Origin of the sequence: Pontiella sulfatireligans, assembly GCF_900890705.1 — a bacterium.
GTDB lineage: Bacteria > Verrucomicrobiota > Kiritimatiellia > Kiritimatiellales > Pontiellaceae > Pontiella > Pontiella sulfatireligans.
The window spans coordinates 109,858-125,285 of the sequence record NZ_CAAHFH010000002.1 but is presented as its reverse complement, the minus strand read 5'-3'; the positions used below and the strand labels follow the sequence as shown (position 1 = coordinate 125,285).

The 15,428-nt window shown below is 56.2% G+C and carries 18 protein-coding genes; 14 read left to right on the top strand and 4 right to left on the bottom strand.

All coding sequences use genetic code 11. The features are described 5' to 3' along the window. Nucleotides 1-2: 2 nt before the first annotated feature. The 4 genes from plsY to SCARR_RS13695 all read left to right on the top strand — a co-directional run bounded on the left by plsY (nucleotide 3) and on the right by SCARR_RS13695 (nucleotide 2,603). Nucleotides 3-614 carry a glycerol-3-phosphate 1-O-acyltransferase PlsY gene (plsY, locus tag SCARR_RS13710; protein WP_136062253.1) on the top strand — a complete coding sequence of 204 codons (612 nt, stop codon included), beginning with the start codon at nucleotides 3-5 and terminating at the stop codon, nucleotides 612-614. Continuing rightward, nucleotides 611-1,600, top strand: coding sequence for an NAD(P)H-dependent glycerol-3-phosphate dehydrogenase (locus SCARR_RS13705; RefSeq protein ID WP_136062252.1), 990 nt, complete (start codon nucleotides 611-613; stop codon nucleotides 1,598-1,600). The genes plsY and SCARR_RS13705 overlap by 4 nt, the downstream gene beginning before the upstream one ends. 32 nt (nucleotides 1,601-1,632) lie before the next feature. Then, nucleotides 1,633-1,818 (top strand): ferredoxin, encoded by a 186-nt coding sequence (locus SCARR_RS13700; protein WP_136062251.1) that lies wholly within the window; start codon nucleotides 1,633-1,635, stop codon nucleotides 1,816-1,818. A 335-nt stretch (nucleotides 1,819-2,153) separates the two neighbouring features. Beyond that, nucleotides 2,154-2,603, top strand: coding sequence for a transposase (locus SCARR_RS13695; protein WP_136062250.1), 450 nt, complete (start codon nucleotides 2,154-2,156; stop codon nucleotides 2,601-2,603). 94 nt (nucleotides 2,604-2,697) lie between these two features. Here SCARR_RS13695 and SCARR_RS13690 read toward each other — a convergent pair whose 3' ends face one another. Then, entirely contained in the window at nucleotides 2,698-4,038 is a 1,341-nt protein-coding gene (locus SCARR_RS13690) for a response regulator (protein ID WP_168433303.1), read from the bottom strand. 45 nt (nucleotides 4,039-4,083) lie between these two features. On the opposite strand from SCARR_RS13690, the gene SCARR_RS28185 reads away from it, so the two are divergent. From SCARR_RS28185 to SCARR_RS13670, 5 genes are all read left to right on the top strand, one after another. Beyond that, on the top strand, nucleotides 4,084-4,308 hold the full coding sequence (locus SCARR_RS28185; protein WP_168433302.1) for a hypothetical protein: 225 nt from the start codon (nucleotides 4,084-4,086) through the stop codon (nucleotides 4,306-4,308). Between the two features lie 213 nt (nucleotides 4,309-4,521). Next, complete coding sequence (gene tnpC / locus SCARR_RS13685; protein WP_136062248.1) at nucleotides 4,522-6,003, top strand: IS66 family transposase; 1,482 nt, start codon at nucleotides 4,522-4,524, stop codon at nucleotides 6,001-6,003. A 138-nt stretch (nucleotides 6,004-6,141) separates the two neighbouring features. Beyond that, nucleotides 6,142-7,362 carry a DUF1015 domain-containing protein gene (locus SCARR_RS13680; protein ID WP_136062247.1) on the top strand — a complete coding sequence of 407 codons (1,221 nt, stop codon included), beginning with the start codon at nucleotides 6,142-6,144 and terminating at the stop codon, nucleotides 7,360-7,362. Between the two features lie 20 nt (nucleotides 7,363-7,382). Continuing rightward, a complete protein-coding gene (locus SCARR_RS13675) occupies nucleotides 7,383-8,177 on the top strand; it encodes a M48 family metallopeptidase (protein WP_222846312.1) in 795 nt (264 codons plus the stop codon). 137 nt (nucleotides 8,178-8,314) lie between these two features. Next, entirely contained in the window at nucleotides 8,315-8,602 is a 288-nt protein-coding gene (locus SCARR_RS13670; RefSeq protein ID WP_136062246.1) for an EF-hand domain-containing protein, read from the top strand. A gap of 67 nt (nucleotides 8,603-8,669) precedes the next feature. On the opposite strand, the gene SCARR_RS13665 is transcribed toward SCARR_RS13670, so the two are convergent. After that, entirely contained in the window at nucleotides 8,670-9,752 is a 1,083-nt protein-coding gene (locus tag SCARR_RS13665) for a tetratricopeptide repeat protein (protein WP_168433301.1), read from the bottom strand. A gap of 187 nt (nucleotides 9,753-9,939) precedes the next feature. Then, the gene (locus SCARR_RS13660) at nucleotides 9,940-10,656 is read right to left on the bottom strand and encodes a transposase family protein (RefSeq protein ID WP_136062244.1); all 717 of its coding nucleotides are present in this window, start codon (nucleotides 10,654-10,656) and stop codon (nucleotides 9,940-9,942) included. A 51-nt stretch (nucleotides 10,657-10,707) separates the two neighbouring features. Between SCARR_RS13660 and SCARR_RS13655 the strand changes: the two genes are divergently transcribed. From SCARR_RS13655 to miaB, 5 genes are all read left to right on the top strand, one after another. Next, entirely contained in the window at nucleotides 10,708-10,989 is a 282-nt protein-coding gene (locus SCARR_RS13655; RefSeq protein WP_136062243.1) for a hypothetical protein, read from the top strand. A 94-nt stretch (nucleotides 10,990-11,083) separates the two neighbouring features. Then, on the top strand, nucleotides 11,084-11,431 hold the full coding sequence (locus SCARR_RS13650; protein WP_136062242.1) for a hypothetical protein: 348 nt from the start codon (nucleotides 11,084-11,086) through the stop codon (nucleotides 11,429-11,431). 13 nt (nucleotides 11,432-11,444) lie between these two features. Further along, complete coding sequence (locus SCARR_RS13645) at nucleotides 11,445-12,665, top strand: aminotransferase class I/II-fold pyridoxal phosphate-dependent enzyme (RefSeq protein WP_136062241.1); 1,221 nt, start codon at nucleotides 11,445-11,447, stop codon at nucleotides 12,663-12,665. A 174-nt stretch (nucleotides 12,666-12,839) separates the two neighbouring features. Further along, entirely contained in the window at nucleotides 12,840-13,505 is a 666-nt protein-coding gene (locus tag SCARR_RS13640) for a ferredoxin--NADP reductase (RefSeq protein ID WP_168433300.1), read from the top strand. Between the two features lie 87 nt (nucleotides 13,506-13,592). Further along, nucleotides 13,593-14,930 carry a tRNA (N6-isopentenyl adenosine(37)-C2)-methylthiotransferase MiaB gene (gene miaB, locus SCARR_RS13635; RefSeq protein WP_136062239.1) on the top strand — a complete coding sequence of 446 codons (1,338 nt, stop codon included), beginning with the start codon at nucleotides 13,593-13,595 and terminating at the stop codon, nucleotides 14,928-14,930. A gap of 50 nt (nucleotides 14,931-14,980) precedes the next feature. On the opposite strand, the gene SCARR_RS13630 is transcribed toward miaB, so the two are convergent. Beyond that, the gene (locus SCARR_RS13630) at nucleotides 14,981-15,373 is read right to left on the bottom strand and encodes a histone H1-like repetitive region-containing protein (RefSeq protein WP_136062238.1); all 393 of its coding nucleotides are present in this window, start codon (nucleotides 15,371-15,373) and stop codon (nucleotides 14,981-14,983) included. Between the last annotated feature and the right edge of the window lie 55 nt (nucleotides 15,374-15,428).

Genomic DNA, 15,428 nt, shown 5'->3' with positions numbered 1-15,428 from the left:
AAATGGAAATCGGGATTATTTTACTAACGTTGGCGGCCTATCTGTTCGGCGCCATTCCGTTCGGGCTGCTCGTCGCCAAGTCGCGCGGGGTCAACATCCGCGAACACGGCAGCGGCAACATTGGCGCCACCAACGTGTTTCGTGTGGTCGGCAAAGGGTGGGGCATCTTCACCTTCACGCTCGATGCGCTCAAGGGATTTATTCCGGCCTTCTTCTTTTCAAAGATTGGCGAGCTGCCTTTTGAATGGGGCGTGCTGTTCGGCATGGCGGCCATTATCGGGCACACGTTTCCGGTCTATCTCAAATTTAAGGGAGGAAAAGGCGTGGCCACCAGCGCGGGGATGCTGATCGGCATTGCGCCGGTGGCCGTGGCCGTCGGTTTCCTGTTTTGGGTGATTTGCCTGGTGCTTTCGCGCATCGTCTCGTTGGCCTCCATCATTGCGGCTATCGCAGTCGGCATTACGGTTTGGGTGGAAGGTGAAAAGCCTGTGGCGGTAAAAATCGCGCTTTCGATTCTTTCGCTGTTGGTTGTCTGGCTGCACCGTGCCAACATTAAACGTCTGATGAACGGAACCGAAAGCCGGTTCGGAAAAAAGAAAGAGGCAAAGGTATGAAAGTTGCAGTAATCGGAGACGGCGGGTGGGGCACGGCTCTGGCCATGGTGCTGGACCGCAATGGGCACGAAACCACGGTGTGGGGGCCTTTTCCGGAATACCTCGAAGAAATCAAGACGACGGGCGAAAACAAAACCTATCTGCCCGGTGTGAAAATGCCGGCCTCCCTCAACTGGACCTCCGACCATGCCGAGGCCGTGAAGGATGCCGGCCTGGTGGTGCTGGTTGTGCCGTCGCGCTTTTACAAACCCGTCGTCGAAGCCTTTAAGCCGTTTATTCCTGCGAGTGCGTTGATCGTCAGTGCCACCAAGGGGCTCGACGAACAAACCCACGAACGCATGAGCGAAACGGCCGAAGAAATTCTCGGTCGCGAAGTCGCCGTGCTCTCCGGCCCGAGCCACGCCGAAGAAGTCGCCCGCGGGGTTCCCTGCGCCGTGGCCATTGCCGCGCGCGACCATTCGATTGCCGAACAGATCCAACAGCTCTTTTTGAACGACGCGTTCCGTGTCTACACCCTCGAGGATGTGGTGGGCGTGGAGCTCGGCGGGGCGCTTAAGAATGTGGTGGCCGTGGCTGCGGGCATCAGCGATGGCCTCGGTTTTGGCGACAATTCCAAGGCGGCGCTCATGACGCGCGGCATTGCCGAAATCACCCGCCTCGGCGCAGCGCTCGGCGCCCAGACCGAAACCTTTATGGGACTCAGCGGCATCGGCGACCTGATGGTCACCTGCATGAGCCGGCACAGCCGTAATCGCGGCGTCGGCGAACGGCTCGGCAAGGGCGAAACGCTCGATGACATTATGGGCAGCATGAAGATGGTCGCTGAAGGGGTCTGGAACTGCCAGGCCGCGGCGGCATTGGCCGGCAAGCTCGGTGTTTCCGTACCGATCACCGAGCAGGTCAACGCTGTTGTCCACGAAGGCAAAGACCCGCGCCAGGCCATGCTGGACCTCATGTCCCGCGCCCCCAAGCCCGAGCAGGAATAAGGTCAACCCGATCCAACCAAGGAGATGAAACCATGAAGTTCAAAGTAGACCAGGAATTATGCATTGGATGCGGCGCTTGCGAAGAGGCCTGCCCCGATGTATTCGAACTGTCCGACGATATCTCGACGGTCAAGTTGGATCCCGTACCCGAAGATCTAGAAGCCTTGGCGCTCGAAGCCGAAACCGGATGCCCGGTCGACGCGATCTCGCATACCTAGCGTTTTCCGTTTCGAACGAATCCCGAATAGAAATAAGGACGCAACCCCGATGGGGTTGGGTGGTTTTTCCGATATACCTAGGTTCCAGGGTAGCGTTCCGCAACCCTGGCTGATGCCGGTTCCCCGTTGGGGAACGATCGAAATGATGGTGTTTCGTAAATCCCCAAAGGGGATATGTCAATAGCCCAATGGGTGCCGAAGGCTACCTTGGGCGGGGTTGCGGAACGCCACCCCGGGAAACGGGACGAAATGGTTTTATCCCCAACGGGGATGTGTCAATAGCCCAAGGTTGCGGAACGCTACCTTGGGGTGTGTAAAAACACGGAGGAATGGGCATGCCGCAATCGTTGTCGAAAATCTACATTCACACCGTGTTCTCCACCAAAAACCGCGAACCCTTCCTTTCCGATGCCGATTTTCGCGATGAGCTCCATGCCTACATGGGCGGGATTGCCAAACAGCTTGACTGCTATCCCCTCCGCATCGGCGGCACGGCGGACCGCGTTCATCTGTTGACGACCTTGGCGCGCACCGTATCGGTCTCTGATCTTGTGAAAGAGGTCAAACGCGTCTCCTCGATCTGGCTCCACGAAAAAGGAATTTCCGGGTTTAAATGGCAGGCGGGCTACGCCAGCTTCTCCGTCTCCCAGTCCAATTTGGATCGGGTCGATACCTATGTGGCTAGGCAAATGGAGCATCACCGAGCCGCCTCGTTTCAGGACGAGGTCAGGCGGTTTTTAGCCAAACATGACGTGTTGTTTGATGAACGCTATATTTGGGATTGATTCATCCCGGTGGATCCCGTTCACCTGTGTTCCGCCAAATAGGCACTCGGCCTGCAGGCTGTGCGGTTCTGGGCTGCAGGTTTTCGAGCCGGATCTATTTAGACTTCGTGCAGCGGTTTATGGTGTCGATGAGATCCTGACGCTCAACCGGTTTCGGAAGATAGGCATTCATTCCGATGTCGAGGCATTTTTGCTTATCACCTTTCATGGCGTTCGCGGTAAGAGCAATGATCGGCGCTTTGCTGGCCGGACCCTCTATGGCGCGGATGCGGGATGTGGCTTCAAAACCATCCATAACCGGCATTAGGCAGTCCATAAGAATCAGGTCGTAGTGGTGGTCGCCCACATTCCGGAGAGCCTCTTTGCCGTTGTCAACGGCGTCAACTTCGCAGCCGGCTTTGCGCAAGATAGAGGCGATTGCTTTTTGGTTCAGCTTGTTGTCTTCCGCCAGCAGCACTCTGGTGTTTGGATGGATCGTTTTAACCCGGTCGATTCCTGCCCATTTAATGGGGGCGGGATGATTGGCCTGCCGGAAAGTCAGGTTAACACAGAGTGCCGCGTCTTTTTCTGTTTCACCGACGAGGTTCAGTTTTCCGTTCATGAGCTCGATGAGCCACCTGCTGACGGCTAGATCCATGCCGGTTTTCTTGCAGAGTTCCCTGAACGATTCGGCATCGGTGTTTGCTGGCTTTTGCTCAAGGGCGAGCAGTTGTTCGTTGTCGATGCCAAGGCCGGAGCCGTTGATTCGGAATGAAAGCTCGGCTCCCAATAGACTTTTCTTGAGGCATTCAATTTTAAGTGTCACCGAGCCTTCTTTGGAGTGCCCTAATACATGTTTTAAAAGATTGCTCAGCATGCGTTCCAGCAAGGGTTCATCGCACATGACGGAGAGGGGGACTCCGGTCTGGCATTCGCATTTAAACTTAATTCCTTTTTGTTCTGCAAGTGGGCGGAGCGCGCGTTGCAGATTGGCGCAGATTGAACGCAGATCACTGGTTGTTTCTGATAGATCCATCTGCCCGGATTCAATTTTTGACTTATCCAGAACATAGTTGATGGTTTTGAGCAGTCCTGTTGTGGATTGCAGAATGGTGTCGATACAGTTCTGCTGCTCAGGGGTTAGTTGTGTGTCGGAGAGTAGTTGAGACATCCCTACAATGCCATTGAGTGCGGTACGGATTTCGTGGCTGGTAGTCTTTAGCATATCGCTCGCAAGGCTCGTTGATTCAATAGCGTTCAGGGTGCTGTAGATCATTCTTGTGGTGACGTCGGCTACCTGATTGTTCTTCTCTTCAACTTCAATGATATCTTCTTCCAATGTTTGGATGCTTGGGGCCGGGGTTGGGGTGGAAAGGTTCAATATTCCCCCGACAATGATCTTATGTTCGAGGTTGGATGAGGGGTCTCCTGTGACCAGGGGGTGCCAGTCGGGCAACGGCTTTCCTTCATAGCATAGGCGGTAGGAACAGGTTTCGGGCATTTGTTCGATAAGTTCCGGCCGATCCATCGAAAGCTCGATGCACTGGGGCATGAGTTCGCGGCGGTTTTTGTAGTAGCTGCAGCGGCAGGATTCCTGATCGAGCAGGTAGCACAAAGAGGCAATACCTTTTATCTCAACTGGTTTCCCGTCTTTTTTCCGTTGACTGCAGCACCTTGCGCAACCGCAGCAAAGGGCTTCCCATTCATCCCGAGTCAGCTCGCCTAGTTCTTTTGTTTCCCAGAATCGATTGTTTTCCATAGGGGCTCCTGATCGTTCAAATAGTCGTATACTTGCATGTATTGTGCCAAAAACGCTTTCTCTTTGTTAAAGATAAAAATAGAGTAACTACTCAGGTAGTTTGAGTCTTCATTTCCAGCCTCCACCAGAAAAATGCATTTTAGGGCAGCCTAGAAGCCCTGAATACTCTATGAATGCGGCATGAAGAAGCCTGCGTACGCAACAGCCAGCCAGCCGGAGCCCCTCGCCATGACGCGCGAAGACGCGCTGGCGGTTTTCCGGCTCGGCCCGGATGCCGTCGCCGACGTGCTTCTCGGGATGGATGAGCGGATCCGCGCGCAGGACGCGCGCATTGCCAAGCTTGAGGGCATGATGGCGAAGAACTCGCGCAACAGTTCGAAGCCGCCTTCTTCCGACGGCCTCGCGAAGCCCGCGCCCAAGAGCCTCCGGAAGAAATCCGGGCGCAAGCCGGGCGGGCAGCAGGGGCACCCGGGCGGCACGCTTGAACGCCGCAAGAACCCGGACGTGGTGGAAGCCCACCGCGTAGACCGCTGCGAAAAGTGCGGTTGCGATCTGCGCAACGAAAAGGCGCAAGGAATGGAACAACGGCAGGTGTTTGATATCCCGCCCGTCGAACTCCTCGTCACCGAGCACCAGGCCGAGGTGAAGCAATGCGCCTGCGGCCACACCACCACGGCCGCTTTTCCTGAGGGGGTTGTCGCACCGGTGCAATACGGCCCGTGCATCAAGGCAACGGCCATCTACCTCAACGGATACCAGCTCCTCCCGTACGCCCGTCTGTGCGAGACCCTGCGCGACCTTTTCAACACCCCCCTCTCCGAGGGAACGCTCGCGAACATGGTTCGCCAGGCCGGGCGGCTCGCGCAGGGCAGCGTCGACGGGATCCGCGATGCCCTCGGTGCGGCGGCGGTGGTTCATTTCGACGAAACCGGCATGCGGCGGAACGGGAAAACCAACTGGATGCACTGCGCAAGCACGCCGACGATGAGCCTCTTCACGCTCCACAACAGACGGGGAATGGAGGCGATGGACGCCGCCGGCGTCCTGCCCGGATTCGCGGGCACCGCCGTTCACGACTACTGGAAATCCTACTACCACTACAAATGTTCCCACGCGCTTTGCAACGCCCACCACCTGCGTGATCTAACCTACATCCACGAGCAAATGGAACAGCCATGGGCGGAAGAAGCCATCGGAACCCTGCTGTCGATCAAGGAAGGCGTCGAGGCGGCCAAGGCGGCGGGATCCGCCGCCCTTGCGCCCGACACGCTCCGAGATTTCGAACAACGTTGGCAGCAAGTCCTCGACCAGGGCTACGCCGCCAACCCCGACCCGCCTCCGCCCAAGAAGAAAAAGCGAGGGCCTCCCGCGAAAGGAAAGGCCCGCAACCTCGTCGAACGCTTCGACCACCGCCGGCGCGAAGTCCTCGCCTTCATGCATGACTTCGATATCCCTTTCGACAACAACCTCGCCGAACGCGACCTGCGCATGAACAAGGTGAAGCAAAAGATCTCCGGTTGCTTCCGCGACACAGGACATTCCGAAGACTTCTGCCGGATCCGCAGCTACATCTGCACGGCGCGCAAGAATACGACCGGTGCTTTCGAGGCGCTTTCCGGCTTATTCCAAGCTCACCCGGCTATGTCGGCAGCACCTGAGTAGTTACAAAATAGAAAAGAAAAGGGGAGGAAACGGCTCCGGAAGCGGACAGGAGCAGAGGAATTCAGATAGAGGTTTTTGACAATGCCGAGGGAGCGCATTAGAGTGCGCCCTTTTAGTTTAAACATCGGGGATATTTTCATGAAAGTAAAAGCATTCAAGGCGTGGCGCCCGGCTGAGGGCAAGGCGGAGTTGGTGGCATCGGTTCCGTATGATGTGGTGGACACCCGGCAGGCGGCCGAGCTGGCGGCGGGAAATCCGGACAGCTTCCTGCACGTGGTTCGTGCTGAAATCGATCTGCCCGAGGGAACCAATCCCTATTGCGACGAGGTTTATGCGCAGGCCAAGGCGAATCTGGAACGCCTGAAAACCGACGGCGTGCTGATCCGCGAAGAGCAGCCTTCCATCTACCTTTACAGCCAGCAGATGGGCGAACACGTCCAGTATGGCATCGTGGCGACCTGCCATGTGGAAGACTATGAAACCGGCAAAATCAAGATCCACGAAAAAACCCGCCGCGTGAAGGAAGAAGACCGGATTCGCTATGTGGATACGCAGAACGCTAACACCGGACCCGTTTTTCTGGCCTACCGCGACAGCGAAAAAATCAACAAAGTGGTCGAAGCGGTCAAATCGACGGAGCCGCTGTACAAGTTTACCGCCGAAGACGGCGTGGCGCACACGGTTTGGAAGTTTGAAGATCCTGCGGTTTTGGAAGAAGCCTTCGGCGAAATCCCCGCCACCTACGTGGCCGACGGCCACCACCGGTCCGCTTCGGCGGCCAAGATTGGCGCGATGCGCCGCGCGGCCAATCCGAATCATACCGGCGACGAGCCCTATAACTATTTCCTCGCGGTAATGTTCCCCGAAAGCGAGCTGAAGATTCTCGCCTACAACCGCGTGATCCTTTCCCTTCCGGGAACGAAGGACGAATTCTGCAGTGCGTTGAAGGATCATTTTACCATTGAAGCCAATGGCATTGCCTCACCGCGCAAGGCCGGCGAAATCTGCATGTATATTGATGGCGTATGGAGCACATTGACTCCGAAGTATCTTCCAAATGAATCTGATCCGGTTGCCGTGCTGGATGTGAGCATCCTGCAGAATGATGTGCTGGCTCCAATCCTGAATATTGAAGATCCGCGCGAAAGCAACGACATCGACTTTGTCGGCGGGATCAAGGGTACGGCCGAGCTGGAAAAATGGGTCAAAGACGGACGCGCCGAACTGGCGTTTTCGATGTATCCGACGTCGATGGAGCAGCTTTTTGCCGTCGCCGACGCGGGCATGCTGATGCCGCCGAAAAGCACGTGGTTCGAGCCGAAGCTGCGCTCCGGCTTGCTGGTCAATACGCTGGACTAGTTTCTGTATAGGAGGGTTTCTTGAAAAAAGCACATGCCGGTATTGTGGGTTGCATTTTGGCGGCCGCGTTGTGGGGCTGTTCAACGGTTCCGATTACGGGGCGGAAGCAGCTTAAGCTGGTGCCCGAGGCGCAGATGATTTCCGAGAGCGCAGCGAGTTATGGCGAAGTGGTGGCCCAGGGGCCTCTCTCTACGAACAAGCAGCAAACCGAGCAGGTGCGCCGGGTTGGGCAGCGGATTTCGGCGGCGGTGGAGCAGTATTTCCGCGACCGCGGCCAATCGGAGCTGCTGGCCGGTTTTTCATGGGAATTCAACCTGATTGACGAGGATGTGCCGAATGCCTGGTGCATGCCCGGCGGAAAGGTGGCGTTTTATACGGGCATTCTGCCCTACACCCAGAATGACGCCGGCATTGCGGTGGTAATGGGCCATGAGATTGCCCATGCCGTGGCCGGTCACGGCACGGAGCGGGTGAGCCATCAACTCCTGCAACAGGGCGGCAGCTATGTGGCGGCCTATCTTTCGCAGGAGTCGGAATACCGCGATGCAATCATGCAGGCCTATGGGCTGACTACGCAGATGGGCGGGATCCTTCCGTACTCGCGCCTGCATGAAAGCGAGGCCGACCAGATGGGGTTGGTCTTTATGGCTATGGCGGGCTACAACCCCGAAGCGGCCATCGGGTTCTGGCAACGCATGTCGGCCGGAAATCCGGACGCGCCGCCTGAGTTCCTGAGCACACATCCTTCGGACGAGAAACGCATCCGCAAGCTGAGGCAGTTCATGCCCGAAGCCATGCAGTATTACCGCCCATAACACATAAAATATTTTTTTGCCTTGATGTCCAACTGAAATAGGCCTATCTCGTCATATAGGTGTCTTTCAAGTTGGCTCATGATTGGGATTGGGCAGCGGTTGAAAGCCAAAGAAGAAGCAGTAGCAGGAGAGCAAACATGAAGAAGTGGTTTGTATTGGCAATGATCGTATGCGCAGCCGTTGCAGTTCAGGCGGGCGAAGGCAAGAAAAAGGGCGCAGACAAAGGCAAAGCTCCAGGTAAAGACGTGACCAAGGAGCAGTTCTGTGCGCAGCAGAAGAAAATGGCTGAGAAAAAAGGCAGTGAATTCGACCAAGCCAAAGTTGAGGCCAAATTCGCCAAGCTGGACAAGAACAAAGACGGTAAACTGAGTGCCGATGAAAAACCCTCAAAGGGCAAAGGCAAAAAGCAAAAGAAAGCTGAGTAGGCCTTTCTTTCTGATGTACAAAAAAAACCGGGTTGAACCCCGGTTTTTTTGTGCCTGCGCATCGGCTTTACTTTTTGTTCTGCTCCAGCGATCTGATCATGATCTGGAATTCGTCCGAATCACGAAGTTGTTCGAACTCGCTGACGTCCATGTAGGCCAGCGCCGCGTTGGGGTCGGAAAGCTGAATGCCGCGCTTCAGGGCTTCAATGGCTTTTTCCGGGTTGTTGTTGTGGGTTTCAACCTGGGCCAGCAGGAAGAAAAGCACCGGCACGTCCTTGATTTCTTCGGTTAGGCTGTGCAGCAGTTCTGCAGCCTGCTCCCAGTGGCCGAGCTTGGTCAGATACAGCGCAAAGTTGTGCTGGGTATCGAGATCGGCGGGGCGCAGGTCAATGTAGCGTTCGAACGCCATAATCGCTTCTTCGTCTTTTTTCTGTTCCTTGTAGAGCACCCCCAGGTTTTTCTGGGCTTCAGCATAGGCGGGCTTCATTTCAATGGCTTGATCCAGATAGCTTTCAGCGCGGTCGTATGCTTTGGCTTCAATGCATGCGGCGCCTAGATTGTTGAGCACCTCCGGCGTCAGGTCGGCTTCCGGCGCATTTTCCAGCAGGGCCAAGGCTTTGTCGAAATGCTCCAGCTTGAAATAGGCCATTCCGAGCGGCACCTTTACGCCTTCAATATCCGGGAGGATCTCAAGCACATCCTCATAATATCCCGCCGCTTCGGTATATTTCCCCAAGCTGTCGGCCTGCTGGGCGTTGATCAGGTTGTAGGCGGCCTTGAGCACCCATTCGGAGCTGAACGGCCGATCGCCTTCGCCCTTCCATTCGGGGTCGCCGTAGCTGCGGGTGAAGTCCAGCACCCATTGGGCTTCGGATTTGAGGGAGTAGCGGGGAATGTAGTCCTGCGTAATCGGTGTTGGCGACGGGGCCATGGAATGGATTTCCATATATTCGCGCACTACCACCCAGACCAGCGAAACGGACAGCACCAGCACGACCATTCCGAGAACAAAGCTGATGAATTGGTGGCGCCGGATTTCGCGCTTGCGCTCTTCCATCATTTCCGACGACACCTGTGGGGTGAAGTCATCACGGACGGTTTGGTCGGTGGAGTAGATGTCCTGTAGGTGTTGGCGTTTTCCTGTATCCATAAAATCGAATTCCTGTGTTTGGGCGTAGAGGGCGAATTCTCCATAAAGGCCTAGGGATTGCAATCCAAATATGCAGGTGGCTGGCGGTTCCCATGACTGATTCATATAGAATCGGCTGACACTTTTGGAAGCCATGATGATTTCTTCGAGGTCACGACCCGGAAGGCCGGTTCCGATCTGTTTTTCTTCATCGCCCCGAAAAACCCGTTGGTTGTTGCCAGGCGGGCATTGGGCTGGTGGTCGATCCAATGCCGAGCCGGCGGCCGGTTTCCCCGCAAAAGGCGCTCACGAGCTGGAGCCCGCGCGACCCGTGCGGCGCCTCCTGCAGTTTTTCGGGGTCGGTTTTGCTCAGCAGACGGAAGAAGGAGGTTTCGCCGGGGGCAGGAATCTCGCCGGTCTTCCGGTCCGCCGGAACCCGAGCGCGCAACTGCCCCTGGCCCATGTCCCGAGCGTATTCGGCCAGATCACGCTGCCCGCTGCTCATTCCGGCGAGCGATGCGCAGAAGACCAGCGTGCACAACCCCGAGAGGGTGTATGGCCAGTTGTGCCCCTTGCGATCGTCCTCCATGCCCGCAAAGTGTTCGCGGATGGAGCGCGGTTCGGCCGCCTTGGCACGGCAGCGGAGCTTTTCCTCCAAGCTCGTCGCCGGCCCAGGGTTCGGGCATCTGTTCTGCACACAGAAGCCGGAGCGCGTCCGGACGGAGCGCCCGGACATAGAGCTGCTTGGAACTGTTGTGTTTGGTGTAGTATTCCCTGCGGGCTCGGGCATGCCCCTTGGTTGTCCCAGCGCCTTGTAGGCCGAGCCGCGGAAAAGCTGGGGATCGACGAAGTTTTCCGCAACGAGGATGCTGTGGCCATAGGCCTCGTTCCAGTCGTTGCCGAGTCGCTGAAGGCACCGTTTCATGGCGCGCCCGGCGGTCACGCCCTACCTTTGGTCTTTCAACGGGGCAACCGTTTGCGGCAGGTTTTTCGGCATGTTGCGCGGAATCATAGGTTTGGCGGTGATCCGCAACCCTTCGAAAACTCGCCGGTGGTGTATGTGCCGTGGCTGGCGGGCATGGCGCCGGACGGACACGGCGTCTGGCCGGGGTGGTGCCGGCGGCACGGCACCTCCGCCGAGGTCAATCCCGATGATGACAATTATCTGAGCTGGCAGGAGGCCATCTGCGGCACCGACCTGACCATCGGCCAAACGACCACCTCCGCCTTTTTCCGGGTGGAGGTCAGCCTTCCTTAGGGAATTATTCTGCCTTCTTGCCTTGACTCGATAGGCGGATTTCCAATGATTGGGCGTTTTGTTGAATTTTCAATTGTGGGACAAGGAGAATGCCATGCTGTCAGGCGGCGGAGTGATTAAATCGGCCATGAGCAAGCGGGGTTTCAAGCATCGGCGCACGGAGGATCAGTTTACGATCCGGGGCGAATATGCGCGGAACCTGCAGTTTGTTTATTCAAAGGAGTATAACACCAAGGGTGGCCTTGTGGTCGATCTGATCTATTTTGCAGTGGATGTTCTGGTGGGAAAGCTGGTGATCGGCCTCTATCGGGAAAACCCCGACATTGAGAATGGAATCTATGTGAATTCATCGCATGCGCTCGATCTGCAAAAGTTCAATGTTGAAGAGGTGAACCGCGCGCTCGAGAAGTTGATAACCCCTGTAAGAGACCGTTTTAAATAAGGAGAAATAACGAATGAATCATGAACAGCTTTTCGCCGACCGCATCGGCGGCGCGAAATTCGGCAAATCGACCGAAATCTACAAGTTTGAAAAGATCAAGCGCGCGAAAGCCAAGGCGCGCACGCTGCATCCCGATCTTGAGATCCTCGACTTCGGCGTGGGCGAGCCCGACCAGATTGCGCCGGCGCCGATCCGCGAAGCGCTGAAGGAGGAGGTCGACAAGGCCGGAAACCGCGGCTATGCCGACAACGGCATTCCCGAATTCAAACAGGCGGCCGCGACCTATATGAAGAAATTTTTCGGCGTTGAGCTGGATACGGCGACGGAAATCAACCACAGCATCGGAACCAAGCCGGCGCTGGCCATGCTGCCGCTCGCTTTCGTTAACCCGGGCGATGTGGTCTTCCAGACTGTGCCGGGCTATCCGGTGATGGCGACGCACTCGAAATATCTGGGTGCTGAAGTGGTCGATATTCCGTTGCTGGAGGAAAATGCATTTCTTCCTGACCTTGGGAAAATCGATCCGGCATTGGCCGACCGCTGCAAGCTGTTCTACATCAACTATCCGAACAACCCGACCGGTGCGGTTGCAACGCCCGAGTTTTACGACGAGCTGATCGCTTTCGCGAAGAAGCACAACATTCTGATTGTTCAGGATGCGCCGTATGCCACGCTGGTCTATGACGGCGAGCGCACCTCGCTGCTGCAGCGCCCGGGAGCAAAGGACTGCTGCATCGAGCTCCACTCGATGTCGAAGGCCTACAATATGACCGGATGGCGCTTGGCATTCTTCTGCGGCGCCGAGTGGGCGGTCAGCGCGTTGGCGATGATTAAAGACAACTGCGACAGCGGCCAGTTTAAAGCGATCCAGAAAGCCGCTTGCGCCGGCATTGCCGACGAAAGCCTGGCCGAAGGCATCCGCGTTCATTACGAAGTGCGCCTGCGCCGGCTTGTGGAAGTGCTCCGCGAAGTCGGGTTCGACGCCCGCATGCCGGGAGGAACCTTCTTCCTCTACACCAAGGCGCCGAAAGGGGCAGGGGACATCGTGTTCGCCAATGCCGAGGAAGCGTCGCTCTACCTGATTGAAAACTTCGGCATCTCCACTGTGCCGTGGGACAACACCGGCCCGTTCATCCGTTTCGGCGCGGTGTTCGAATCCGCCGGCGACGCCGACGACGAGCGCGTGCTCGGCGAACTGGCCAGCCGTCTGAAGACCGCGGGACTAAAGTTCTAGTTTTTCACGGCTGGAAAATGAAAAGGAGCGCTTCGCAAGAGGCGCTTTTTTCGTATAGGGTATTGAACGTCGAGTTCGGTTGACTTTCCATGGGCTGGAAATTATAAACCGATCCCTTTGCGAAGCAGACCGATTTGGTGCTGTATGCGTTAACGCTGAATGGATGGGCAAGTCATGGGTATTTTGAGTACGAAGAAAAAACGGAAAACCTGCAAAGTGCTGGAAGTGCGGAGGCTGACGGATTCAACGGCGGTGCTTCGTTTTGAACGTGCTGGACTGGAGTTTGAGCCGGGGCAGTACATTCGCGTCGGGTTGGACGGCGATCCGGAAATTCGCGACTACTCCGTTTATTCAGGCTCGAGTGTCGACTATGTCGAGGTGCTGGTGCGTCGCGTTGAGGACGGTTTGGTTTCCAAACAGTTGTGCGATGTTGAAGTCGGCGAAGAGGTGAGCATCGGCGGGCCCTACGGCCACTTTAAGCTGATCGAGGGGTTGCGCGGCAAGCCGTTGCTGTTCATTGCAACCGGAACCGGCATTTCGCCCTACCACAGTTTTGTGCAATCCTATCCTGAACTCGAATACCGCCTCATCCACGGCACCGCCAAGCTGGACGAAGCCTACGAGTTCGACTTCTACGGCGAAAACTTTTTCCACTGCGTTTCGCGCGAGGATGGCGGGGGCTTCAAGGGGCGCGTCACGGAATATCTCCAAACCTTGGATGTGCCTCCTGAAACCAACGCTTTTTTGTGCGGCAACTGCGATATGATCTATGAAGCCTTCGACATGCTGCAGGACAAAGGCCTGCCCACCGCGCAAATCCACACCGAAGTTTATTTTTGATGGCCACAAAAGAGCGCAAAGAAAGCTAAGGAATAGTCTTTGTGTTCTCTGCGTTCTTTCGTGGCTGATTCCCTGCTGGAGTTTTTTATGAAATGTTGCATTGTTACATTAGGATGCCAGATGAACCAGTCGGATTCCGAGCGGATCCGCAGCGTGATCGAGGGCATGGGCTTTGAAATGACTGAGATCGAAGAGGACGCCTCTTTGATCGGCGTCGTGGCTTGTTCGGTGCGCCAGAAGGCGATCGACAAGGTCTACAGCAAGATCCAGAAATGGAACCAGTGGAAGAATGAGAAACCACTCATCACGTTTGTGTCCGGCTGCATTCTGCCGGCCGACGAAGTGAAGTTTATCAAACTCTTCGATCTCGTTTTCCGCATGAATGAACTGCTCGAGCTTCCGGACATGCTGCACCAATCCGGCGTGGCCTCTGAGTTTTCGACGCGCCATCCGCTCAACGACATTGAACGCGAAGACGAGCGCACCGATTTCTGGCAGGTCGAACCGACCTATAGTTCCGACTTCGAAGCCTTTGTTCCCATCCAAAACGGGTGTGATAAATTCTGCTCCTATTGCGCTGTGCCGTTCACCCGCGGCCGCGAAGTGTCGCGCGCCAGCGCCGACATCCTCGCGGAGGTCGAACGGCTGATTGAAAACGACGTAAAGGCGATCACGCTGCTGGGACAGAACGTGAATTCCTATGGCCTTGATAAAAAGGGCGAGGAGCTTTCCTTTGCCGCGCTGCTGCGCGCCGTCGGCGAGATTGGCAGCAAGAGCGGCAAGGAGTTATGGGTCTACTTCACTTCGCCGCATCCGCGCGACATGACGCGCGACGTTATCGAAGCCATCGCCGACTATAAATGCCTCGCCAAGCAAATTCATTTGCCGGTGCAGAGCGGCGACGAAAAACTGTTGCGCCGCATGAATCGCAACTACAGCATTGAAGACTATCTCAAGATTGTCGACGACATCCGCGAACTGCTGCCGACCGCCACCATCTTCACCGACATCATCGTCGGCTTCAGCGGCGAGACCGACGAACAGTTGGAACGCTCGGCCGAGCTGATGGAGCAGGTGAAGTTTAATATGGCCTATGTTGCCAAATATTCCCCGCGCGCTGGCGCACGTGCATCGCGGTGGGAAGACGACATTACGCCGCAGCAAAAGAGCGAACGGTTGGCCAAGCTCAGCGAGGTGCTGAAGCGCACTTCGCTTGCGCACAACGAAGCGATGGTCGGCAAGACCTTCCGTGTGCTTGTTGAGCGGGCCGACAAGCGCATGGAAGGCGCGCTCGCCTCGCGGACCGAGGGCAAGCTTCCTGTGCGGGTCCTCGACGCTTCGAATGATTTAGTCGGCACCTTCCAAGATGTCGAAATCACCTCCGCCTCTGCGCTGTCGCTCGCCGGCAAGCTGGCCGGGGCATAAAAAAAGCCGTCCCTGAGGACGACCTTTTTAACGCTTCTCGTCTTGGGCGGTTAGCCTTTAACCATGGCGTTTATTTCTGCTTCAGCTTGACCCCAGTAAGATGTAGGATCTTTCTGGAAACCGTTGTTCACTGCCGCAAAGTAGGCCGCCTGCTCGATCATGTTATAAACCTGCTCGGCGGTGTATTTGGGTTTTGCAGCGGCTTTCTTTTTCGCCGGAGCTTTTTTGGCAACGGCTTTCTTGGCCGGAGCTTTTTTAGCGGGGGCTTTCTTCGCTACGGCTTTTTTCGCCGGAGCTTTCTTTGCAACAGCCTTCTTGGCCGGAGCTTTTTTAGCAACCGCTTTTTTGGCGGGGGCTTTCTTCGCTGCGGCTTTTTTCGCCGGAGCTTTTTTGGCAACGGCTTTCTTGGCCGGTGCTTTTTTTACAGTTTTTTTTGCTGCCATTTTTTAATCTCCTGGTTTCATCTTCCCACGTAGTTTCGAACGTGTTGCGGGTAGA

Coding starts and splice junctions, on each gene's coding strand:
- plsY (WP_136062253.1), top strand. CDS start 3: ATGGAAATCGGGATTATTTTACTAACGTTGGCGGCCTATCTGTTCGGC.
- SCARR_RS13705 (WP_136062252.1), top strand. CDS start 611: ATGAAAGTTGCAGTAATCGGAGACGGCGGGTGGGGCACGGCTCTGGCC.
- SCARR_RS13700 (WP_136062251.1), top strand. CDS start 1,633: ATGAAGTTCAAAGTAGACCAGGAATTATGCATTGGATGCGGCGCTTGC.
- SCARR_RS13695 (WP_136062250.1), top strand. CDS start 2,154: ATGCCGCAATCGTTGTCGAAAATCTACATTCACACCGTGTTCTCCACC.
- tnpC (WP_136062248.1), top strand. CDS start 4,522: ATGAAGAAGCCTGCGTACGCAACAGCCAGCCAGCCGGAGCCCCTCGCC.
- SCARR_RS13680 (WP_136062247.1), top strand. CDS start 6,142: ATGAAAGTAAAAGCATTCAAGGCGTGGCGCCCGGCTGAGGGCAAGGCG.
- SCARR_RS13670 (WP_136062246.1), top strand. CDS start 8,315: ATGAAGAAGTGGTTTGTATTGGCAATGATCGTATGCGCAGCCGTTGCA.
- SCARR_RS13665 (WP_168433301.1), bottom strand. CDS start 9,752: ATGGATACAGGAAAACGCCAACACCTACAGGACATCTACTCCACCGAC.
- SCARR_RS13660 (WP_136062244.1), bottom strand. CDS start 10,656: ATGAAACGGTGCCTTCAGCGACTCGGCAACGACTGGAACGAGGCCTAT.
- SCARR_RS13650 (WP_136062242.1), top strand. CDS start 11,084: ATGCTGTCAGGCGGCGGAGTGATTAAATCGGCCATGAGCAAGCGGGGT.
- SCARR_RS13645 (WP_136062241.1), top strand. CDS start 11,445: ATGAATCATGAACAGCTTTTCGCCGACCGCATCGGCGGCGCGAAATTC.
- SCARR_RS13640 (WP_168433300.1), top strand. CDS start 12,840: ATGGGTATTTTGAGTACGAAGAAAAAACGGAAAACCTGCAAAGTGCTG.
- miaB (WP_136062239.1), top strand. CDS start 13,593: ATGAAATGTTGCATTGTTACATTAGGATGCCAGATGAACCAGTCGGAT.
- SCARR_RS13630 (WP_136062238.1), bottom strand. CDS start 15,373: ATGGCAGCAAAAAAAACTGTAAAAAAAGCACCGGCCAAGAAAGCCGTT.